This window comes from Tepidiforma sp., from assembly GCF_026419595.1.
Lineage (GTDB): Bacteria > Chloroflexota > Dehalococcoidia > Tepidiformales > Tepidiformaceae > Tepidiforma.
The window spans coordinates 57,286-77,677 of sequence record NZ_JANZZD010000001.1; the positions used below are offsets into that span (position 1 = coordinate 57,286).

The window sequence follows — 20,392 nt, forward strand, 5'->3', positions numbered from 1 at the left end:
CAACCTGCACGGAGGAGGCACATGACGCAGGCGAAGGAATCGGTCATCACGCTGGAGCGCTTCAAGAAGGGGAAGACGTTCCAGGAGTACCTCGATTCGGGCATTCGGAACCGCGAGCTGTTCGTGGAGAACTACGAGGGCACGAAGCTGACGGCGGAGCAGGAGGCGGCACTGAAGGAGCTGGCAGCGCGGCCGAACGGGCCGCACCACATCGTCGTCATCGGCGAGGACTGGTGCCCGGACGTCTACCGCGGCACGGGTGTGGCGCAGCGGATGGCGGAGGCGATGGGCGCGGAGCTCCGGTTCTTCGAGCGGGACCAGAACAAAGACATGATGGCGGAGTACCTGAAGGACGGGGAGTTCGAATCCATTCCGGTTTTCATCTTTTATGACAAGGAACACCGGGAGATCGCGCACTTCATCGAGCGGCCGCAGCTGGCGAACGAGCAGCTGCACCTCGCGCAGCAGGCGCTGGGCGATATTTCGCCGGCGGGGATTGCGAAGCAGCTCGGCCATGAGCCGTCGGAGGAGGAGCTGAAGGCGGCGCGGGCCGCGGCCCGGGAGCGGTATCTCGCCTGGCAGAAGGGCGAAACCTGGGCGAACTGGCGGGTCGCGACCGTCGACGAATGCATCGCGCTGCTGCGTTCGAAGCTGGCCGGCTGAGATCGGGCTCGACCGGGGGCCTCGCCGTCACTTGATCGGCGGGGCTCCCCGGCGTGGAATGCGTCGGTGACCGGGACGGGGCGGGAGATGCGCACGGGCGGGGGACGCGGGCTGCTGGCCATCGTGCTGCTCGTGCTGCTGCTCGCCGGCTACGTGGCGGCGATGCGGGCAACGCTCGGCGTATCTGAGGTGCACTCGGACCGGGATGCGGCGGAGCGGGACACGGTGTACCTCGTGCTCCACGGGGGCCTGCTGGCGATCGGGGCGATTGCCGGGTTCGCGGCGGGGAAATGGATCAACGGGCTCGGGCTCGCGTTCGCGGTGCTGTTCGTGGTGGTGCTGGCGGTGGCGATGGTGGGCATCCAGGTCGCCTCGTTCGAGCTGGCATGCGCGGGCGGGCAGAACGGGCTGATTCGCCACTGGCACTGCTGACGGCGCGAATCCGGGGATTCGCGGCTGCAGGCGCGGGGATTCGCTGCCGACAAGCGAGAAAAAACCTCTTGCCCCGTGTGGTCACGGGAGGTAGGGTTTCGCGCATGCGCCAGGCCTACCGCCCGGTAGACGGCGGGGGTGCAGGGCGCAGAAGGGGGAGGCGATGAGCCAGGCAGCCTACTCCATCGACCCGTTCGCCGAGGATGCGTCGCTCATCCCGGCGGCGACGCCGATCTGGCGCGAGGCGATGTTCCCGCTAGAGTGGCTGGCGCTGCGGGCGTCGCCGGTGTACTGGGGCTTCGGGGTGCCGCACGGGGATGGCGAGCCGGTGGTAGTGGTCCCGGGGTTCCTCGCGAGCGACGTCTCGCTGGTGGAGCTGTACTGGTGGCTGGCGCGAATCGGCTACCGGCCGTACTTCTCGAACATCGGGCGGAACGTCGACTGCCCGGACCACATCACCGGCCGGCTGCTGGAGACGGTCCGCCGCGCGCGGAAGGAGACGGGGCAGCGGGTGCGGCTCGTGGGGCACAGCCTCGGCGGGATGCTGAGCCGGAACCTCGCGCTGGAGCACCCGGACGAGGTGGCGATGGTCATCACGCTCGGGTCGCCGTTCCGGGATGCCGTGCGGGCGCACCCGGTGCTCATCTCGGCGGCGGCGACGCTTCGGGAGCACGGCGGGACGGGCCTCGCGAAGAACGTGCGGCCGGCCTGTTTCAGCGGGCACTGTATGTGCACGTTCGTGAAGAACATGCTCGCGCCGGAGGACTGGGAGGTGCCGCGCTACGCGGTCTACTCCCGCCGGGACGGCGTCGTGGAGTGGGAGAGCTGCATCGAGGAGGACCCGGCGCTGAACGACGAGGTGCACTCGAGCCACCTGGGGATGGTGGTGCACGCCGGGACGTACCGGGTCATCGCGCGGCGGCTGCGGATGGCCTGAGGCCGGGAGGCTTCTGGTATGACGCCAACGGCCCGGGCGATGCCCGGGCCGTTCTCTCGAGTCGCGGCGCAGAGGGTCAGGCGGTGGCCGCCTTCTCCTTCTTCGGCTTCGCGGCGGGGGCCTGGAAGGCCTCGAGGCTCTTCTTCATGACCTCGGCGAAGGGGTTGGCGCCGGCCCACTGGCGGGCGACCTCGACGGCGGCGGCAGCGGTTTCGCGGTTCGCCTCGGCGAGCTTCTGGATGAGTTCGCGGGCGTCGGCGCCGGAGGCGAGGGCTTCCTGGTAGGCGACCTGGGTGAAGGCGAGGGCGCGGCCCTGGGCGGCCGTCGTGGCTTCGAGGAGGGCGGCGTAGAGCTGGCCGAGGTCGCCCGGTTCGGCGGCGAGCTTCTTGCCGAGCTGGAGGGCATCGCGCTGGCCGGCGACGACGTCGGCGGCGAGCTGGCGGGTGACCTTGATGCCGCGCTCGTTGGCCTTTTCGATGGCGTCGACGAGGAGGTCGTAGCCTTCGATGAGGGCGTCGTAGTACTTCTGGACGGTTTCGGAGGTGGCGGTCATGCGGTGGTCCTTTCGTGGGCTGCGGCCCGTTGCTATCTGCAAGGTACAGATAGCTGCGATGCTTGTCAACGACCTGCCGGTATGTGCATACTGCACGTAGCGATGGGAAAGAAGAAGTCACCGACACCGAACGATGCAACGAACGGGGCCGCCGCGGCCGCCGGGGCCAACGGCCGCAACGGCCACGAGGAGGAGCGGGAGGCTCCGCCGCAGCCGCGGCTCCACGGGGAGATGCTTTCGACGACGCTGCTCGCGTTCTTGCGGGGCTGGAACGCGTACGGCTACGAGCTGACGCAGCGGCTGGCGCAGGCCGGGCTGCCGCAATCGGACAGCGGGACGGTCTACCGGACGCTGCGGCAGCTGGAGCGCGCAGGGCTCGTGTCGTCGTTCTGGGACACGTCGGAGAGCGGGCCGGCGCGCCGGATGTACAGTCTGACGGCCGCAGGGGAGGCGTTCCTCAGCGGCTGGATCGACATCCTCGAGCGGTATCAGCGGGTCCTGCGGCAGGCGGCAGAGGGCTTCCGGGCCTTCGCCGGCGGGCCGCAGGACGACGACGGCGACGACAGCCAGGCGCGGGGCTGAGCGCACTTCGAACCACCCGGGGAGGGCAGCAGATGGCCGAGAAGCAGACGATGGACCCGCTGGCGATGTGGCGGGAGTGGGTGGCGCAATCGGAGCGCCAGTGGAACGCCTTCCTGAACCAGGCGATGGCGACGGATGAGTTCAGCAAGGCGATGGGCCGGTTCATGGACTTCTACCTGAACCTGCAGAAGGGCATGAACGAGACGATGGGCCGCTACCTGCAGCTGGTGAACATGCCGAGCCGGCAGGAGGTGCTGGCCCTGGGCGAGCGGCTGAGCGCGATCGAGGAGCGCCTCGGCCGGATCGAGGGGATGCTGGCGAAGCAGGCGCCCGCACCCGCGGCGTCGGCAGCGGCGGAGAACGGCGCGGCAGCCGTGAAGCGTCCGGCCCGGACGAAGAAGCCGCCGACCGCGGAGAAATGACGCCCGGGTGTCTGCGCCGCGTGACGCAGATTTAATTGACGTTTCGCAAAGTTGTCATGGTTCGGCGCAGGCGCGGGGAGTACACTTCGGCGCACGCTGCTGCATGCCCGTGAGGAGGGTGGTTCGATGACTGCTCCGGCAGGCGACGCTTCGCTCGAAGCCCGGGTGCGCATGGAGGTCGAGCGGGCGATCCAGCGGAGCATCAAGGGGCTCGAGTACATCTCGACCGGCGACCCGGCGGTGGGGCTGACACCGAAGGACGTCATCCACGGCCGGGGGACGCTGAAGCTGTACCACTACCGGCCGCAATCGGACGAGGTCTACCGGGTGCCGGTGATGCTCGTGATGTCGCTGGTCAGCAAGCCGTACATCCTGGACCTCGCGCCGGGGCAGAGCCTCGTCGAATTCCTCGTGAAGCGGGGGTTCGACGTGTACATGATCGACTGGGGGGTGCCGCGGCCGGAGGATGCCCGGCTTCGGCTCGAGGATTACGTGCTCGACTTCATCCCGGACTGTGTGGAGCGGGTGCTGGAGGATTCGGGCGAGCGGGAGATTTCACTGGTCGGCTACTGCATGGGCGGCCAGCTTTCGACGATGTACGCGGCGCTCCACACCGGCGGGCCGCTGAAGAACCTCGCCTGCTTCACGACACCGGTCGATTCGGACGGGATGGTGCTCTTCAAGCGGTGGCTCGACCCGCGGTACTTCGACGTCGACCGGGTAGTCGACACGCTGGGGAACGTGCCGCCGGAGCTGATCTACGCGTCGTTCGACATGCTGAAGCCGGCGCAGCGGGTGGCGAAGAACATCCAGCTCTGGGACAACCTGTGGAACGATGATTTCGTGCGGTCGTACCGGCTGTTCGAGCGGTGGGCGGCGGACCAGATCCCGTTCCCGGGGGAGTGCTTCCGGCAATTCACGAAGCAGTTCATGTGGGAAAACCGGATGGTGCGGAACGAGCTGGAGGTCGGCGGACGGCGGGTGGACCTCGGCGCGATCAGGGTGCCGTTCCTGCACGTGGTGGCGGAGCACGACCACATCGTGCCGTACGATTCGGCGCGGCCGCTGGTGCCGCTCATCGGGAGCGAGGACAAGCGGGAAGTGATGCTGAAGGGCGGGCACGTGAGCCTTGTGGCCGGGGGCAACGCCATCTATCGTCTGTGGCCACAGCTCGAATCCTGGCTCGCGGAGCGTTCGGTATGACGGTCGAAACGGTTCGAACCTACCCGGTCCACCATGACATCGGGGGGCAGCGGGTGACGCTCCGGCCGATGGAGCCCGGCGACCGCGAGGCGGTGCTCGCCTTCGCGCGGAAGCTGCCGGAACACGACCTGCTCTTCCTGCGGCGGGACATCACCCAGCCGGAGGCGGTGGACGACTGGATTGCCGAGATCGCGCGGGGCGAGATCCTGACCATCCTGGCGGAAGCCGACGGCGAGGTGGCGGGGTACGCGACGATTCACCGGAATTCGCTGCGGTGGACGGCGCACGTGGCCGAACTGCGGGTGACGGTCGCGGAGGCGTGGCGCGGCAAGGGCCTGGGGCGGCTGCTGACGCAGGAGGCGTTCGCGAATGCGCTCGGCCTCGGCATCGAGAAGATGATCGCGCAGATGACGCTCGACCAGAAGGGCGCGATCGCGACGTTCGAAGGGCTGGGCTTCCGGCCGGAGGCGCTGCTGCGGGACCAGGTGAAGGACCGCGACGGGAACAAGCACGACCTGCTCGTGCTGAGCCACGACGTCGCGCGGTTCGAAGCGGTGCGCTCGGCGTACGGGGTGGCGGAGGCGCTGGGCGGCCGATGACCGGCCCGGGCGGCTTACACCGGGCGCTCCCGGCGGCCGGGTAGGCTGGGGAGGTGGACGCCGACAGCCAGGCCGGGCAGAAGCTGGCGCCCTGGGAGGGCGAGCTGCTGGCGCTCGCGCAGGGGGAGGGCTTCACGCCGGCCCACAGGGACAGGGCCGCGCCAGCAGCCGGGCCGGGGGATTTCGCCTGCTGCGACGCGATCACGAAAGCGCACAGCCGGACGTTCTACGCGGCGACCCGGCTGCTGCCCGCGGCGAAGCGGAGGGCGGTCCGCGCCCTCTACGCCTTTTGCCGGGTGGCGGACGATATCGTCGACGAGCCGGGCGAGGAGCGGGAGGCGCGGCTGCGCGCCTGGGGCGCAGCGGGCACGGGCGAGGGCGGCGCTGACGGCGACCCGGTGCTCCGGGCGTGGGCGGCCACGCGCGAGGCGTACGCCATTCCGCCGCACCTGCCCGCACAGCTGGTCGAGGCCCTCGCGGACGACCTGCGGCATCGCGGGTTCGATGACTTCCCGGCGCTGGCGCGGTACTGCTATGGGGTCGCGTCGACGGTCGGGCTGATGTCGATGCGGATCATCGGGAGCCGGGGCGACCCGGCGCTCTACGCCATCCGGCTCGGCGTGGCGATGCAGCTGACCAACGTGCTGCGCGACGTCGCGGAGGACTGGCAGAACGGGCGGGTCTACCTGCCGCGGGACGAGATGGCGCGGTTCGGAGTGACCGAACGACACCTCGAGGAGGGGCGCGTCGACGAGCAGTGGCGGTCGTTCATGCAGTTCCAGCTCGCGCGGGCGCGGGCGCTGTACGCAGGCGCGCGGCCGGGGGTAGGCCTGCTGAACCGGGACGGCCGGCTGGCCGTCACGGCGGCGCTGGAGCTGTACTCGCGCATCCTCGACGACATCGAGCGGCGGGGCTACGACGTCTTCCGCGGGCGGGCGACCGTGCCCGGCTGGCGCCGCGCGGCGCTCCTGCCGCTGGCGGCATGGCGGGCGTTCCGGGCTCCCGCGGCTGCCGGGGAGGGCGTGTGAGCCGGACCGTCGTCATCGGGAGCGGCTTCGGCGGGCTCGCGGCGGCGGTGCGGATGGCCGCCCGCGGCCACCGGGTGACGCTGGTGGAGAAGCAGCCGCGCGCGGGCGGCCGCGCCGCGCCGGTCGAGGCCGGCGGCTTCCGGTTCGACGGCGGGCCGACCGTCATCACGGCCCCATTCCTGTTCGAAGAGCTGTTCGCGCTCGCAGGGCGAAGATTCGAGGACTACGCCCGGCTCATCCCGGTGGACCCGTTCTACCGGATTTTCGATGCGAAGGGGCGCTGGTTCGAATACAACGGCGACTTCGACGATGTGGCAGCGCAGATTGCGCGGTGGAACCCGCGGGACATCGAGGGGTACCGGGGGTTCCTCGAGGCGAGCCGCGCGATTTTCCAGAAGGGCTTCGTCGAGCTCGCGGATGCGCCGTTCCTCCACGCGGCGGACATGCTGCACGTGGCGCCCGACCTCATTCGGCTGAAGTCGTACCGCTCGGTGTACGGGTTCGTGTCGCAGTACATCGAAGACCCGTTCCTGCGGCGCTGCTTCACGTTCCACCCGCTGCTCATCGGGGGGAACCCGTTCGTAGCGTCGTCGATCTACGCGATGATCCACCACCTCGAGCGGGAGTGGGGGGTGTGGTACGCGGAGGGCGGGACCGGCGCGCTGGTCGATGCGCTGGTGCGGCTGTTCGAGGAGCTGGGGGGCGAGGTGCGGCTCGGCGCCGAGGTGACACGCATCCGGGTGCGCGGCCGGCGGGCGACGGGGGTCGAACTGAAGAGCGGCGAGGTGCTCGAGGCGGACCGCGTCATCTGCAACGGGGACGTGCCGCAGGCGTACCTCTCGCTCATCGACCCGGAGCACCGCGGCTGGCGGAATTCGGACCTGCGCTACCGGAAGCTGACGGCCTACAGCATGTCGCTGTTCGTGGTGTATTTCGGGACCGACCGGCAGTACCGGGATACGCCGCTCGTGCATCACAACATCATCCTGAGCGAGCGGTACAAGGGGCTCATCCGGGACATCTTCCGGGCGAAGGGGCTGCCGCGGGATTTTTCGCTCTACGTGCACGTGCCGACGCTGACGGACCCGAGCGGCGCGCCGCCGGGACACGAGGCGTTCTACGCGCTCTCGCCGGTCCCGCATCTCGGCTCGCCGACAGACTGGGAGCGGATGGCGCCGCGCTACCGGGAGCTTATCCTCGAGTTCCTCGAACGAGAGTACCTGCCGGGGCTGCGCAGCCACATCGTGGTCGAGCGGACGGTCGACCCGCGGCACTTCCGCGACAACCTGAACACCTACCTCGGCACGGGCTTCAGCGTGCAGCCGACGCTGTGGCAGTCGGCGTGGTTCCGGCCGCACAACCGGTCGGAGGACATCGACAACCTCTACTTCGTCGGCGCAGGCACGCACCCGGGGGCGGGGGTGCCGGGTGTGCTCTCGTCGGCGAAGGTGGTCGAGCGGATCATCGCGGAGGAAGAGGACGGGTGACCGCGGACTGGCGGTTCGGCTACCTCTGCGAGAACCGGACGCTCGGCGCGACGACGCTCCGGACGCTCCGGCTGGCGAACCTGACCGCCGAACGGGCGCGGGAGAAGGCGGAGGCGAACCTCGACGACCTCGAGCGGATGGTGCGGTTCAATGCCGCGCACGGCATCGGCATGCTGCGCATCGGCCAGCAGGTCATCCCGTTCGCTTCGCACCCGGCGTTCCCGTACGACTGGGCGGCGGTCCACGGGGAGCGGCTGGCGGCGGTCGGCGCGCTGGCTCGGGCCGCGGGCATCCGGCTCTCGATGCACCCCGGGCAGTTCGTGCAGCCGGGGAGCAGCCGGCCGGAGGTGGTCGAACGATCGCTGGCGGAGCTCCGGTATTCGGCGCGGATCCTCGAGCTGACGGGCGCAGAGGACGGCATCATCGTGCTGCACGGCGGGCCGGCGGGGTCGCTCGAACGGCTGACGGCGGCGCTGGCGGACGAGGAGGCGGTGCTCCGGTATCTCGCGCTCGAAAACGACGAGCGGACGTGGAGCGTCCGCGACTTGCTGCCGGCGGCGCGCCGGCTCGGCGTCCCGGTGGTGGTCGACACGCTGCACCACGGCTGGAACCCGGGCGGGATGACGCTGCGCGAGGCGCTGACCGCGGCGGCAGCGACCTGGCGGACGCGGCAGAAGGTGCACCTTTCCAGCCAGGCGCCGGGAGCGCGGCCCGGGGCGCATGCGGAGATGGTCGATGCGCGGGACTTCGAACGGTTGCGCGAGGCCGGGGCCGGGCTCACGCTGGACGTGATGGTCGAGGCGAAGGCGAAGGAGCTGGCGGTCTTCGCGCTGCTGGGGGCCCGCGCAGGATGAGCGGGGCGAAGGCGCCGCCCCGGACGGACGGGCTGGCCCCGAAGGACGGTCTGCGGGCGCTCCGGACGCTGCGGCACGGCACGGCGGGCCTGTACGAGGCGCTCGAGATCGCGCGGGCGGGGCTCGGGAACGTGTTCGAGCTCGGCTTCGGGCGGTTCCGGCCGGTGGTGGTGGCCTCGCCGCAGGGGCTGCGCGAGGCTCTCGTCGAGCGGCGGGAGGAGTTCAGCTGGCGGCCGGAGGGCGACCCCGCGGCGCGGCTGTTTCGGCGGAGCATCCTCGTGACGGACGGCGAGGAGCACGACCGGGCGCGGCAGGCGATGGCGCCGGCGTTCGAACCGGCCCGGCTGCGGGCTGCCGCGCCGGCGGTGCTGGCGGTGACCGACGAGGAGCTGGACGGATGGCCGGCGGAAGGCCGGATTGATGCGGTCGAAGCGATGCGGCGGGTCGCATGGCGGAGCTTCGAGCGGGTGTTCTTCGGGTATGACCTGCGGGGCGGGGAGCTGGAGCGGACACTGCCGGGGCTGCTGGCCGCGCTGCGGTACATCGGGCCGGGGCTGTGGGTGCTGCGGGGGCGCGCTGGCGGCGTCCCGCGGGGAGTGCGGCCGCTGGAGGAACACGTGCGGGGCGTCATCGCCGGGCGGAGGCGACAGCCGGCCGAGCCGCCGACGATGCTGGACCTGCTGCTGGAGGGGTTCGACGAGGAGCAGGTGCGGGACCACGCGCTGACGATGCTGATCGCGGGGCACGACACGAGCACGGCGCAGCTCTCGTGGGCGCTGCACCTGCTGGCGCGGAGCCCCGAGTGGCTTTCGCGCGCCACCCGCGAAGCACGGCAGGCCCCGGACGGCGAGGAACTGGCCGGGCTGCGGAGCGACGACCTCCCCGTCATCGACGCGGTGCTGAAGGAGACGCTGCGGCTGTGGCCGCCGATCCACGTCGGCGGGCGGCGGGCGCTGCGGGAGACGGAGCTGGACGGGTACGCCATCCCGGAGGGGCAGCGGGTGATGCTGTCGTATTTCCTCGCGCAGCGCGACCCGGCGGCGTGGGCCGCGCCGGAGCGCTTCGACCCGGGCCGGTGGCTCGACGGGGGCGGCGCGCCGGGGCCGTATACCTACCTCCCGTTCGGGCGCGGGCCGCGCAACTGCATCGGTGCAGCGTTCGCGAACCTGGAGGCGCGGCTGGTGCTGACGCGCTTGCTGCAGCGGTTCGACCTCGCGGTGACGCGGCGGCCGCTGCGGGGCGCGATGGGTGCGACGCTGGAGCCGCGCGGCGGCCTGCTGAGGGTGCGGCGGCGATGACCTACGGCGCGTTCCTCGGGCTGTACCTGCTGCCGCCGATCGTGACGCTGCTGGCGGCGGTCTTCCGGTGGCGGCCGGTGCCGCCGCTGCGGGAGCTGGCCGCGGGCATCGGCGTGCTGGCCGTCATCGCGGTGGTTTACACCACGCCATGGGACAACTACCTCGTCGCCTCCGGGACGTGGACCTACCCTGAGGAGCGGACGTGGGGCATCCGGCTCGGGTGGGTGCCGCTCGAGGAGTACACGTTCTTCGTGCTGCAGACGGTGATGACCGGCCTGTGGGTCGGGCTGCTGCTGCGCGGCGGCGGGCCGAAGGCGAGCGGGGCGAACGGACGGACGGCGCGGACCGCTGGGGTCGTCGTCCTGCTCGGCGGGGCGGCGGCCGGGGCGGCGATGCTCGCCGGGCCCGAGTCGCTGCGCTACCTCGTACTCATCCTCGCGTGGGCGCTGCCGCCGCTCGCGCTGCAGGCCGGGTTCGGCGCGGACATCCTGCTTCGGCGGTGGCGGACGGTGCTGCCCGGCTTCGCGGTGCCGACGGCGTACCTGGCGCTCGCCGACACGATCGCGATCGGGGCAGGGACCTGGCACATCACGGAGCGGACGTCGACCGGGGTGTTCCTGCCCGGCGGACTGCCGATCGAGGAGTTCGTGTTCTTTCTCGTCACCAACCTGCTGCTGACGTTCGGGCTGACGCTGTTCCTCGTGCCGGAAGGGCGGGAGCGGGCGCAGGCGATGCTGGCGGCGCTGCGGCCGGCGCGCGCTGTGGGGCGGGGCGCATGAGGGGCGGCTGGGCGCTGGCCGGGTATGCGCTCGGGATGCTGCCGTTCGCAGCCTGGGCCGCCGGGCTTCGCGGGGCGGACATCCGCCGGGTCGGCGACGGCAATCCGGGCGCGGCGAACGCGTGGAAAGGCGCCGGGAAGGCGGCCGGCACGGCGGCAGCCGTCGCGGACTGGGCGAAGGCGGCGCTGCCGGTCGCGCTGGCGCTGCGGCGGGGCGAACGGGGGGCCGGGCTCGTTGCCGCGGCGGCGGCGCCGGTGCTCGGGCACCGGACGAGCCCGCTGCTCGCGGGACGCGGCGGGAAGGGGCTCGCTCCGACGTTCGGCGCATGGACGGCGCTCGGCGGGCCGTGGTCGGCGGTGGCGTTCGGCGGCGCGCTCGGGGCGGCGTACGGGCTGCTGCGGCTGCGTGAAGGGTGGGCCGTGGTCGCCGGGGCGCCGACGCTGCTCGTCGCGCTCTGGAACCGGCCGCAGCGGCGGAGGGAGATCGCCGCGGCGTGGGTGCTCACGACGGCCTCGCTGGCGTGGGCCTACCGGCGGCAGTTCGGCTGGCCGCCGTTCCGGGCGCGATGACCCTGCAGCGAATGGCGCGCGCCGCTGCGCGGGCGTTCCGGGACGACCGGGGGGTGCTCGTCTATCTCGCCGCCGTGGTGGCGAACACCTGCTGGAACCTGTCCCGGGTCATCGACCTCCGGCCCGGGGACCGGCCGGTGCGGTGGCTGCCGCGCATCGCGGTGCTGGTGCCTGCGCGCAACGAGGCGGCGAACATCGAAGCGTGCGCCGCCTCGCTGCTGGCGCAGGACTGGCCGGACCTGCGCGTCATCGTGCTCGACGATGGGTCGACGGACGGGACCGGGGAGATTCTTCGGAAACTGCAGCGGGAGGATGGGCGGCTGGAGGTGCTGAGCGGCGAACCTCCGCCGCCCGGGTGGATGGGGAAGCCGTGGGCGTGTGCGCAGCTGGCGGCGGCCGCCGGCGACGCCGACCTGCTCCTGTTCGCCGACGCCGATACGAGGCACGCGCCGGGCATGGCGGCAGCGGTCGCGGCAGCGATGGAGCGCGGCGGACTCGCGATGCTCTCGGCGGTGCCGGGGCAGGACCTGGGCAGCGCGGCGGAGCGGTGGCTCGTGCCGCTCATCCCGTGGGCGCTGACGACGCACCTTTCGCCGGCCGCGGCGCAGACCTTCGGGTTCGCGCCGGCCGCGGGCGCAGTAGGGCAGGTGCTGGCGTTCCGGGCCGAGGCGTACCGAAAGCTGAGCGGCCACGCGGCCGTGCGGGCCGAGGCCGCGGAGGACATGGCGTTCGCGCGGCTGGCGACGCGGACCGGGCTTCGCTGGCGGGTCGCGGCCGGCTGGCGCGTGAGCCGCTGCCGGATGTACCGGGGCAGCGGCGAGGCCTTCGCGGGGCTCGAAAAGAACCTCTACCCGGCGATGGGCGGGCGCGCGCTGCCGTTCGTGTTCGCGTGGGCGTGGCTCGTGCGGGCGTTCGCGTGGCCGGCTGCCGCCGGGGCGGCGGCGCTGCTCCGGGGGCGGCCGCGGCGGGCGGCGGCGCCGGCCCTGGAGCTGGCGCTGGGAGCGCTCACGTGGCACCTCGTGGCGCGACGGTTCGGGCTGCCGTGGCGGCTGGCCTTCGAAGGCCCGCTCGCGGCGGCGGCGGGCGCGTGGGCCGCGGCCCGGTCGCTGCGGGCCTGGCGGGCGGGCACGGCGGCGTGGAAGGGTCGGCGGCTGGTCAGCTGACGCGCTCGGCGAGGACGACGGTCCGGAGCGGGTAGTTGCCCTCGTCCGGGGGGCCGCTGCACGTCATGAGGACGACGCTTTCGCGGCCTTCGAGCCCGGCAAGGAGGGCGCCCATATCGATCGCCGCGAGCGGGTAGTCGACCACGGAGACGACGCGGTAGGTGTGCATCGACCCGTCGGTGAGCGCGACGGCGACGGATTCGCCCGGCTGGAGGGCTGCGAGGCGGAAGAAGACGCCGGGCCGGCCGCCGTACTCGTAGTGGGCGGCGAAGAAGGTGGAGCGGCCCGAGCCCGGCAGCGAGGTGTAGGCGGGGTTCCAGCCGACGGAGGTGGTGTCCTGGGGGACATCGAGGCGGCCGTAGGCGTCGAGGCCGAGGCGGATGACCGGCGCGTCCTGGACGCCGATGGAAGGGATGGAGATGCCGGCGACGTCGACCGGGCCGGGCGGAGGCGGGGGGACGGGCTCGCCCGCATCGCGGCCGTACCGCTCGATGGCGCGGTCCCAGGCGGCGATGAAGCGGTCGTCGACGCGGGCAGGGAGGCCGGTGAGGGGGTCGCGGCCGATGTAGCGGAGGGCTGCGGCCATCGGCGGCGGGTCGGCGGGGGCCTCCGCTGCGGCGGGCAGGGCGATGCCGGCGACCAGCGCCACGGCCCCGGCGAGAACGATGCGGCGGCACCCTGTGCGCACGCCGCCAGTGTAGCGGCCCGGAGTGGTTCCCGGCATGGAACCGAAATTGGCCCTGCCGGGGTAACCTTTTGGGCGGTACATTCATTCTACGGTTTCGAAGGGCCGAAGTGGCCGTGGAGGTCGACGATGGTACGCATGAGCACGCATCAGCTCCCGTCCCGTGACGGGTTCGCGAAGGAATTCCCGGGGTAGGGGTCGACCTTTCGTAGACGACGGCGTAGCGCCGTACCGCGAAAGGTACGGCGCTTTTCTTTTCCACGTCACTGATTCGCCACACGAGTGACAGCCGAAGCGAACCGTCGGCTGGTCCATCGTTGACGTCACTTTTCCAGGGTTTTTTCCAGGGAGGTATCGACATGATGCACCTGTTGCACGGGCATTCGGTGCAGGAAACCGCGTGGATCACGGGCAAGCCGCTCGGCGCCGAAGTCGAGCGGCGGCCGGGATTCGTCCACCGGGTGGCACTGGCTGCGCTGCGGCGGGAACGCCGCCGGGAGGCAGCCATCGCGGCTGAGGCTGCGGAGGCGCTGGCCGCAGCGCAGGCGGCAAAGCGGGCCGCACCGGGGCGCGCAGCTGCCGCACGCGAGGAGCCCGCGGTGCGCGGTCAGGGCCGCTAAACGCCGGGGCTCCCCGAATTCGGGGAGCCCCGGTTGCTTTCTTGCGGTCGACGGCGGCGTCAGGCCTGGATGGCCTGTTCGAGGCGGCCGTTGATGTGCTTGCGGATGAAGGTCGCCTTCTGGAGGTCGGCGAGGTAGCTATCGACCTGGAGCTTGCGGAGGTCGCGGAGTTTGCGCTTGCCTTCTTCGATGTTGGCGACGCCGCCGCCGAGGAGGATGGCGAGGGGCTCGCTCACCGCGGGATCGGCCCAGTCCTTGCCCATGCGGGACTCGGCTTTGTTGAGGTAGAGGTTCTGCTCGTCGCGGCGGTCGGGCAGCTTGAAGAGCATGTGCTTCATGCGCTCGATGTGGTAGTCCATCATGCGCTTGCGGTCGCGGGCGACGAAGCGGTAGAGGTCGCGCTCGAGCTCGTTCTGGGCGAACTCATCGCCATGGGAGAAGAGCGTGTAGAGCATCGAGTCCTGGACGAAGAGGATGGCCGCGAGTTCGGGGAAGGAGCGGGCTTCCTTCGCGACGCGGGAGTAGTCGGTCGGGGCCTGGAGGCCGAGGCCGCCGCCATTCGAGAGGGCGCGCTTGCGGAAGGCCTCGCTGTGGCGGGCGAGGTCGTAGATGATGGTGGAGAGGAAGAGCTTGAGTTCGAGGAAGCCGTAAGAGATTTCCGGGAGCCAGCCGGACCAGAGCGCACCCGTGAAGTAGGCGCGCTCGGACTGTTCGGTCATGAACTGGCAGACGGCGCGCTCGAGGTCGTGGGGGAGCGGTTCGAGGCTGTTCCAGTTGAGGTCGGTGGCGGAGACCCAGCGGTCGCGGATGGCTTCTTCGTAGAGGGGGACGCAGCAGTCGGCCCAGACGAGGGCTTTTTCGAAGATGGTGTACCCCATGTCTTCGACGATGGGGTTGGGGTAGGAGCCGCGGGCGATTTCCGAGCGGTTGGTCCAGACATCCGGGACGTCGCCGTAGGTGCCGATCATGAGGTCGGCGATGGTGAGGCCCATGGCGGGGTCGCTGGGGCGGGCGCGGATGCCCCATTCGGTGGGGACCTCCATCCAGGAGAGGTCGCGGGGGATGGCGGTCTGGCCGCCCTGGAGGAATTCTTTGGCGCGCTGGCCATCGACGCCGGCGCGGAGGGCCTGCCAGATGACCTGGAGGGAGTGGCCCTTGGCGAGGGCGAGTTCGATGAGGCCGTCTTCCCAGCCGAGTTCGCGGGCTTTATCGCGGGCTTCCTGGGGGATTTCGACCTGGGTGGCCTGGGCGGCGCGGGCGAGGGCCTCTCCGGTGGACATGGGGCAGGACTCCGGGCATGGGGTCTGGGGGCCGCGCGGGCGGCCCGGCGGAACGCGGACGGCCGGCCGGCGTCAGGCCGGGTCGAGGAACTGGGCCATGAGCGGCCCGAGCCGCTCGCGGCGGTCGCCGAGGCCGGCCACGGTGAGGCGGTGGACGTACTCGTTGATCTGGCGCTTGCGGAGGAGGAGGAACTTCTGGAGGCCTTCGTCGAACTTGTCGACGCCGCCGCCGAGGAGGATGCAGAGGGCTTCGAAGACCGGCGGGAAGGTGACGTCGCCGGAGCCGCCGCCGGCCGCATCGCCTTCGGCCTTGTCCAGGTAGTGGTGGATCTCCTCGCGGCGCTCGGGCTCGGTATCGAGGACGTACTTCAGGTGCATGACGCCGAAGGCGAGGTGGCGCGACTCGTCCTGGGCGCTCATGCGGAAGATGCGCTTGTCGGCTTCGGTCTGCCCGATGAGTTCGCCCATGCGGAACATGGACTGGACGAATCCCTCGGCCTGGACGTGCATGAGGACGGACATCTCGGTGAAGTCGCGGGCTTCGATGAGGGTGCGGAGGCCGAGGCCGGCGCCCTGGGCGAGGAGGCCGCCGCCGTTGGCGAGGGCGCGCTTGCGGAAGACGTCGGTGTGGCGGGCCTCGTCCATGATCTGGGTCATGAGGAAGAGGCCGGCTTCGAAGTCCTGGGCGGAGACGAAGGGCATCCACTGGCCGGGGACGTCGCCGGCGATGAATTCGACCTCCGTGAGCATGGTGGCGAGCTGGCACATGGCGCGCTCGAGCTCATCGGGCAGGGGTTCGAGCGTGTCCCAGGGGATGTCGCGGGCGGAGCTCCACTGGCGCTGGGTGGCCTCCTCGTACAGCATGAGGCAGTTTTCGGACCAGACGTCGGCCTTGGACTGGTAGTTCGGGCCGAAGCGCTGGGCGCCGGGGCGCGGGATGGCGCCGCGCATGCGGTAGGTCATGTCGCCGGCACCGCGGGCGGAGTCGGCGTAGCGGCCGAGGTTGATTTCTTTGAGGGTGAGGCCCTTCTTCCCTGGCTCGGCGGAGGCGGCATCCTCGTAAAGGTCGAGCCAGGACAGGTCGAGGCTGGATTCGGTCGCGGGGTTGGCTGCCATGGGGGAACTCCTGGGGCCGGCGTCTATGTCCGCGATAGCCTACATCTTGGCGAAGGGCTTTGGAAGCCAGTTGGCTACCGCGGGGTAAATTTGGGCGGAGCGAAGCTTCGAAACCTGTCGGGCGGCAGGCGGCCGTCACCTCTTTTCTACGGGACTGGCGCGGCCGATACCTGTGGTAGACACCGGGAGGACACGAGCATGACACGGATGGAGAAGGCCTGTCCCTTTACGGCGGCGACGCGCGCGAGCCATTGCGAGCGCTGCTGGACGGCGCACGGCGGGGTGCCGCCCTGCGTCGCAGCGTACCTCGGCGGGAGTCCCGCGGGAGAAGGCGTGGTTCGGCTGGACCTGCTGGAGCGGCGGCCGAGCCGGAAGGCGGCCTGAGGGGCGGCTACGCGGGCGGGGCCGGGAGGCCGGCGCGGGCGCGGAGGATGCGCTCTGCTTCGCCGGCCCAGGCGAGGAACGCTTCGACGAACCCGATGCCCGCGCGGAGGGTGAGGTAGGGCCCGAGGAAGCCGGGCGGGACGGCCGCCGGGTCGGCGCCTTCGAACGCGGCTTCGATGGCGCGGTAGGCGGCAAGCCGCTCTTCCTGCTGGCGGCGGTGAGCGGCGAGCGCCGCGAGGGCGGCGGCCGGTTCGACGAGGCCGTAGCTCCAGACTTTGACGAGGAATTCGTCCTTGGTGAGCGTGAGCGGGGAAGGCGTGACGACCCAGGCGGTCAGCTCCTCGAGGCCGCGAGGAGTGAGGGCGTAAACGCGCTTATCGGGTTTGCCCGTTTGCTGGACGGCGCGGCCGGCGACGAGGCCTTCGGATTCGAGGCGGGCGAGTTCGGGATAGATTTGCTGGGCGCGGGCGTGCCAGAAGTAGCCGACCGACTGTTCGAACCGGCGGGTGATTTCGTAGCCGGAGAGGTCGCCGCCGGTGAGCAGCCCCAGGATGGCGAATCGGAGGGACATGACGCGCAGTTTGGGCGCTGTAGCAGCGATGCGCCAGCGGAATTTCCCGGGAGGGCGGCGCGTGCCATGATCGTGGCGCCATGCCGAAACAGGTCAAGAACGTAGCAAGTGACGACTATTTGACGGCGATCTACCGGATGAGCCACGACGAGGGGCAGGACGTCATCGCGGTGCGGCTCGCGGACCGGCTGGAAATTACGCCGCCGTCGGTAGCGGGGATGCTGAAGCGGCTGACGCGCGACGGGCTCGTGCACATCGATGCGAAGAAGGTCATCCACCTGACGCCGGAGGGGTTCCGGCGGGCGGAGCAGATGGTGCGGCGGCACCGGCTGGCGGAGTGCCTGCTGACGGACGTCCTGAAGGTGGACTGGTGGCGGGCGTACGAGGAGGCGCACCTGCTGGAGCACGGCATCTCGGACATCACGGAGCGGAACCTGTACGAGATGCTGGGGCGGCCGCAGAAGAGCCCCTTCGGCTACCCGATCCCGGGGCCGGGCGCGCCGCGGAAGCTCTCGATGGTGACGCTGGGCGACCTGAAGGAGGGGCAACAGGCCGAGATCGACCGGGTGTACGAAGAAGACGAGCAGCTGCTCCAGTTCTTCGATGAAGAGGGCATCCGGCCGGGCGTGAAGGTCGTGGTGGAGGAGGTCGCGCCCTACCGGGGGACGATCACGGTCCGGGTGGGCGAACGGCGGGTCGTCCTGGGGACGCCGGTGGCGAACAAGATCTGGGTGGTGCCGCCCGGCCGGGGCGCCGCGGCCGAAACACGCAGTTAACGCTTCATCCCGGGGTGGTTTGCGCCGACAACCTCTACGTGGAACCGTTGCATTTGCGCGAAACGCGGGGGCCGATGCGGGTCCTCGTGGTGGAGGACGACCCCGCGCTCGGGCGGCTCATCCAGCTAGTTCTGGCGCAGCACTTCTCGGAAGTGCGGCTGGCGAAGTCGGGCGCTGAGGCGGTGGCCGAGCTGACGGCTGGGCACTTCGACGCCGTCGCGTCGGATATCAGCCTGCCGGACATGTCGGGGCTGGACGTGATCGCGCAGGCCCGGAAGCTGGCGCCGGCGGCCGGGATCGTCGCGATCACCGGGTTCGTGGATGTCGACACGGCGGTGCGGTCGATGAAGGCCGGGGCGGACGACTTCCTCGGGAAGCCGTTCGATGCCGAGATCCTGTGGCACGTGCTGAACAAGGCGGCAGACAACCGGGCGCGGCACATCGCTGCGGAGCAGGCAGCCGTGTACCGGCAGCTCGCGTACACCGATGCGCTGACAGGGTGCCCGAACCGGCGGTTCATCGACGAGTTCCTCGCCGATGCGGTGTTCCAGGCGAGGAAGCTCGAGCGGCCGCTCTCGGTGGCGTACCTCGACATCGACAACTTCAAGCTGCTGAACGACTTCGTCGGGCACGAGGAGGGCGACCGCGTGCTGCAGCGGGTCGTGCGGGCGCTCTCGGCGCACATCGAGCCGCCGGCGCAGTTCGGCCGGTTCGGCGGCGACGAGTTCGTCGTGGTGCTGCCGGGGCTCGGCGAGGAGCGGGCGCGGCGGCTGATGGAGAAGGTGCGGCGCGCAATCGGGCAGATCGAGGTGGTCAACGGGGCGCGGGTCACGCTGCCGACGCGGATTTCGGTCGGCGTGGCCGCGCTGCGGGAGGGGCAATCGCCGCGCGACCTCGTGGCGGAGGCGGAGGACGCGATGTACCTCGACAAGGCGGTGACGCCCGGGATGGTGACCGCCGCCATGGAGCGGGCGCTCACGCGGGACGAGGCGCTGCTGAAGGCCGGGAACGTGAAGGCGCTGCGGAACCTCGTAAAGGCGATCGACCGGCGGGATTCGTACACGCGGTTCCACAGCGACCATGCGACGCAGCTGGCGATCCGGCTGGGCAGCGACCTCGGGCTGGGCGAGGAGATGATGCAGGCGCTGGCCATCGGGGGGCCGATCCACGACCTCGGGAAGATCGTGGTGCCGGACGAAATCCTGCGGAAGCCGGGGCCGCTCACCATCGAGGAGCGGCGGGCGATGGAGGAGCATCCCGTGATGGGGGCGGCGATCACGGCGGCGGTGACGGACCTCGATTCGGTGGTGAACCTCGTGCGGCACCACCACGAGCGGTTCGACGGCGAGGGCTACCCGGGGCGGCTGAAGGGGCCGGAGGTGCCGCTCGCGACCCGGCTGTTCAGCATCGCGGACGCGTACTCGGCGATGACGACGGACCGGCCGTACCGGAAGGGGCTGACGCTGGAGATGGCGGCCGAGGAGATCCTGCGCGGGCGGGGCACGCAGTTCGACCCCGAGCTGGCCGAGGCGTTCGTGCGGATGATCGAGCGGAACGCCGGGGACGCCGCGCAGGGGCAGGCGGCGTGATGCGCGCGGCGCAGGCGGGGGCCTGGCTGATGCTCGGCTGGTGCGTGTTCGAGCTGGGCGCACGGGCGGCGCTGGGGATGCTGGCCGGGGGATGGACGGCCGCCGGTGCCGGCGCGGCAGCGGGCGCGGTCATCGCGGCGGCCCGGCGGCGGAGCTGAAGGCGGCGGCCCGACGGGCTACACTCCCCGCGTGCCGGCGGATGGCCGGCGCGAGGGGGTTCGGACGATGGCGCGACTTCCGTTCATGTCCCGGGACGACCTGCCCGAGGAGCTGCGGTACGTGTGGGACCGGAACGCCGTGGGGCGGGAGGTGCCGAACATCTTCCGGGTGATGGCGAACAACCCGGAGACGTGGCGGGCGTACCTGCGGCTGGGCAACGGGCTCTGGAACCACTGCGGGCTGGACGTCGCAACGCGGGAGCTCGTCATCCTGCGGACGGCGATCCTGCACCACAGCCAGTACGAATGGCACCAGCACGTGCGGATCGGGCGTCAGGCCGGACTGAGCGACGAGAAGATCGTGGCGCTCCACCACTGGAAGACGAGCCCGCTGTTCAACGAGACCGAGCGGGCCATCCTCGAGTACGTGGATGCGGTGAATGCCTCGGGGCATCCCGCGCAGGAGGTGCACGACCGCCTGGCGGCCCTCGTGCCGGCCGGGACGGTCGTCGGGGTCAACCTGCTGACGGGCTTCTACGGGATGACGGCGCGCTTCCTCGCGGCGATGGAGGTCGAGCTGGAAGAGCCGTTCGTGGGCTGGCAGCTGCACGGCTAACCGAATGTTTGCGAAACGGGGAGCACGC

The 20,392-nt window shown here is 71.1% G+C and carries 25 protein-coding genes; 20 read left to right on the forward strand and 5 right to left on the reverse strand.

Features of this window, described 5'->3' with window-relative positions; genetic code table 11:
- Positions 1 to 21 precede the first annotated feature (21 nt).
- The 3 genes from N2041_RS00240 to N2041_RS00250 all read left to right on the forward strand — a co-directional run bounded on the left by N2041_RS00240 (position 22) and on the right by N2041_RS00250 (position 2,032).
- The gene (locus N2041_RS00240; RefSeq protein WP_297674679.1) at positions 22 to 663 is read left to right on the forward strand and encodes a thioredoxin family protein; all 642 of its coding nucleotides are present in this window, start codon (positions 22 to 24) and stop codon (positions 661 to 663) included.
- Positions 664 to 729: 66 nt separating this feature from the next.
- Positions 730 to 1,095, forward strand: a complete 366-nt coding sequence (locus N2041_RS00245) for a hypothetical protein (RefSeq protein ID WP_297674681.1) — start codon at positions 730 to 732, stop codon at positions 1,093 to 1,095.
- A gap of 163 nt (positions 1,096 to 1,258) precedes the next feature.
- Positions 1,259 to 2,032 (forward strand): alpha/beta fold hydrolase, encoded by a 774-nt coding sequence (locus N2041_RS00250; protein ID WP_297674683.1) that lies wholly within the window; start codon positions 1,259 to 1,261, stop codon positions 2,030 to 2,032.
- A gap of 76 nt (positions 2,033 to 2,108) precedes the next feature.
- On the opposite strand, the gene N2041_RS00255 is transcribed toward N2041_RS00250, so the two are convergent.
- Positions 2,109 to 2,585 carry a hypothetical protein gene (locus N2041_RS00255; RefSeq protein WP_297674685.1) on the reverse strand — a complete coding sequence of 159 codons (477 nt, stop codon included), beginning with the start codon at positions 2,583 to 2,585 and terminating at the stop codon, positions 2,109 to 2,111.
- A 102-nt stretch (positions 2,586 to 2,687) separates the two neighbouring features.
- On the opposite strand from N2041_RS00255, the gene N2041_RS00260 reads away from it, so the two are divergent.
- The 11 genes from N2041_RS00260 to N2041_RS00310 all read left to right on the forward strand — a co-directional run bounded on the left by N2041_RS00260 (position 2,688) and on the right by N2041_RS00310 (position 12,569).
- A complete protein-coding gene (locus N2041_RS00260; protein WP_297674687.1) occupies positions 2,688 to 3,167 on the forward strand; it encodes a helix-turn-helix transcriptional regulator in 480 nt (159 codons plus the stop codon).
- A 32-nt stretch (positions 3,168 to 3,199) separates the two neighbouring features.
- Positions 3,200 to 3,589: a poly(R)-hydroxyalkanoic acid synthase subunit PhaE gene (locus N2041_RS00265; protein ID WP_297674689.1), complete on the forward strand. Its 390-nt coding sequence runs from the start codon at positions 3,200 to 3,202 to the stop codon at positions 3,587 to 3,589.
- A gap of 126 nt (positions 3,590 to 3,715) precedes the next feature.
- Positions 3,716 to 4,792: an alpha/beta fold hydrolase gene (locus N2041_RS00270; RefSeq protein ID WP_297674691.1), complete on the forward strand. Its 1,077-nt coding sequence runs from the start codon at positions 3,716 to 3,718 to the stop codon at positions 4,790 to 4,792.
- Positions 4,789 to 5,391 carry a GNAT family N-acetyltransferase gene (locus tag N2041_RS00275; RefSeq protein WP_297674693.1) on the forward strand — a complete coding sequence of 201 codons (603 nt, stop codon included), beginning with the start codon at positions 4,789 to 4,791 and terminating at the stop codon, positions 5,389 to 5,391. Before N2041_RS00270 ends, N2041_RS00275 begins: the two co-directional genes overlap by 4 nt.
- A 53-nt stretch (positions 5,392 to 5,444) precedes the next feature.
- Positions 5,445 to 6,419, forward strand: a complete 975-nt coding sequence (locus tag N2041_RS00280; protein WP_297674695.1) for a phytoene/squalene synthase family protein — start codon at positions 5,445 to 5,447, stop codon at positions 6,417 to 6,419.
- Complete coding sequence (locus tag N2041_RS00285) at positions 6,374 to 7,906, forward strand: phytoene desaturase (protein WP_367187661.1); 1,533 nt, start codon at positions 6,374 to 6,376, stop codon at positions 7,904 to 7,906. Before N2041_RS00280 ends, N2041_RS00285 begins: the two co-directional genes overlap by 46 nt.
- Positions 7,903 to 8,760, forward strand: a complete 858-nt coding sequence (gene uvsE, locus N2041_RS00290; protein WP_297674699.1) for a UV DNA damage repair endonuclease UvsE — start codon at positions 7,903 to 7,905, stop codon at positions 8,758 to 8,760. Before N2041_RS00285 ends, uvsE begins: the two co-directional genes overlap by 4 nt.
- Positions 8,757 to 10,058, forward strand: a complete 1,302-nt coding sequence (locus N2041_RS00295; RefSeq protein WP_297674702.1) for a cytochrome P450 — start codon at positions 8,757 to 8,759, stop codon at positions 10,056 to 10,058. Before uvsE ends, N2041_RS00295 begins: the two co-directional genes overlap by 4 nt.
- Positions 10,055 to 10,837 (forward strand): lycopene cyclase domain-containing protein, encoded by a 783-nt coding sequence (locus tag N2041_RS00300; RefSeq protein ID WP_297674704.1) that lies wholly within the window; start codon positions 10,055 to 10,057, stop codon positions 10,835 to 10,837. The genes N2041_RS00295 and N2041_RS00300 overlap by 4 nt, the downstream gene beginning before the upstream one ends.
- On the forward strand, positions 10,834 to 11,406 hold the full coding sequence (locus N2041_RS00305) for a glycerol-3-phosphate acyltransferase (protein WP_297674706.1): 573 nt from the start codon (positions 10,834 to 10,836) through the stop codon (positions 11,404 to 11,406). The genes N2041_RS00300 and N2041_RS00305 overlap by 4 nt, the downstream gene beginning before the upstream one ends.
- An 11-nt stretch (positions 11,407 to 11,417) precedes the next feature.
- Positions 11,418 to 12,569, forward strand: a complete 1,152-nt coding sequence (locus N2041_RS00310) for a glycosyltransferase family 2 protein (RefSeq protein ID WP_297674708.1) — start codon at positions 11,418 to 11,420, stop codon at positions 12,567 to 12,569.
- Here the strand turns inward: N2041_RS00310 and N2041_RS00315 are convergent.
- A complete protein-coding gene (locus N2041_RS00315; RefSeq protein ID WP_297674710.1) occupies positions 12,562 to 13,257 on the reverse strand; it encodes a class F sortase in 696 nt (231 codons plus the stop codon). The genes N2041_RS00310 and N2041_RS00315 overlap by 8 nt on opposite strands.
- Before the next feature lie 356 nt (positions 13,258 to 13,613).
- On the opposite strand from N2041_RS00315, the gene N2041_RS00320 reads away from it, so the two are divergent.
- A complete protein-coding gene (locus tag N2041_RS00320) occupies positions 13,614 to 13,874 on the forward strand; it encodes a hypothetical protein (RefSeq protein ID WP_297674712.1) in 261 nt (86 codons plus the stop codon).
- A gap of 59 nt (positions 13,875 to 13,933) precedes the next feature.
- Here the strand turns inward: N2041_RS00320 and N2041_RS00325 are convergent, their stop codons facing one another.
- Positions 13,934 to 15,154 (reverse strand): hypothetical protein, encoded by a 1,221-nt coding sequence (locus tag N2041_RS00325; RefSeq protein WP_297674713.1) that lies wholly within the window; start codon positions 15,152 to 15,154, stop codon positions 13,934 to 13,936.
- A 72-nt stretch (positions 15,155 to 15,226) separates the two neighbouring features.
- Positions 15,227 to 16,270 (reverse strand): hypothetical protein, encoded by a 1,044-nt coding sequence (locus tag N2041_RS00330; RefSeq protein ID WP_297674715.1) that lies wholly within the window; start codon positions 16,268 to 16,270, stop codon positions 15,227 to 15,229.
- Positions 16,271 to 16,468: 198 nt separating this feature from the next.
- On the opposite strand from N2041_RS00330, the gene N2041_RS00335 reads away from it, so the two are divergent.
- The gene (locus N2041_RS00335; protein ID WP_297674717.1) at positions 16,469 to 16,654 is read left to right on the forward strand and encodes a hypothetical protein; all 186 of its coding nucleotides are present in this window, start codon (positions 16,469 to 16,471) and stop codon (positions 16,652 to 16,654) included.
- Positions 16,655 to 16,661: 7 nt separating this feature from the next.
- Here the strand turns inward: N2041_RS00335 and N2041_RS00340 are convergent, their stop codons facing one another.
- Positions 16,662 to 17,225 carry a PadR family transcriptional regulator gene (locus N2041_RS00340; RefSeq protein ID WP_297674719.1) on the reverse strand — a complete coding sequence of 188 codons (564 nt, stop codon included), beginning with the start codon at positions 17,223 to 17,225 and terminating at the stop codon, positions 16,662 to 16,664.
- A gap of 80 nt (positions 17,226 to 17,305) precedes the next feature.
- Here N2041_RS00340 and N2041_RS00345 point away from each other — a divergent pair, with 80 nt between their 5' ends.
- From N2041_RS00345 to N2041_RS00360, 4 genes are read left to right on the forward strand one after another with little or no spacing between them, the layout of a single operon-like run.
- Complete coding sequence (locus N2041_RS00345; RefSeq protein WP_297674721.1) at positions 17,306 to 18,001, forward strand: metal-dependent transcriptional regulator; 696 nt, start codon at positions 17,306 to 17,308, stop codon at positions 17,999 to 18,001.
- A 53-nt stretch (positions 18,002 to 18,054) separates the two neighbouring features.
- A complete protein-coding gene (locus N2041_RS00350; RefSeq protein ID WP_297674723.1) occupies positions 18,055 to 19,590 on the forward strand; it encodes a diguanylate cyclase in 1,536 nt (511 codons plus the stop codon).
- Positions 19,590 to 19,748: a hypothetical protein gene (locus N2041_RS00355; protein ID WP_297674725.1), complete on the forward strand. Its 159-nt coding sequence runs from the start codon at positions 19,590 to 19,592 to the stop codon at positions 19,746 to 19,748. The genes N2041_RS00350 and N2041_RS00355 overlap by 1 nt, the downstream gene beginning before the upstream one ends.
- A gap of 31 nt (positions 19,749 to 19,779) precedes the next feature.
- Positions 19,780 to 20,364 (forward strand): carboxymuconolactone decarboxylase family protein, encoded by a 585-nt coding sequence (locus tag N2041_RS00360; protein WP_297674728.1) that lies wholly within the window; start codon positions 19,780 to 19,782, stop codon positions 20,362 to 20,364.
- Positions 20,365 to 20,392: the final 28 nt, after the last annotated feature.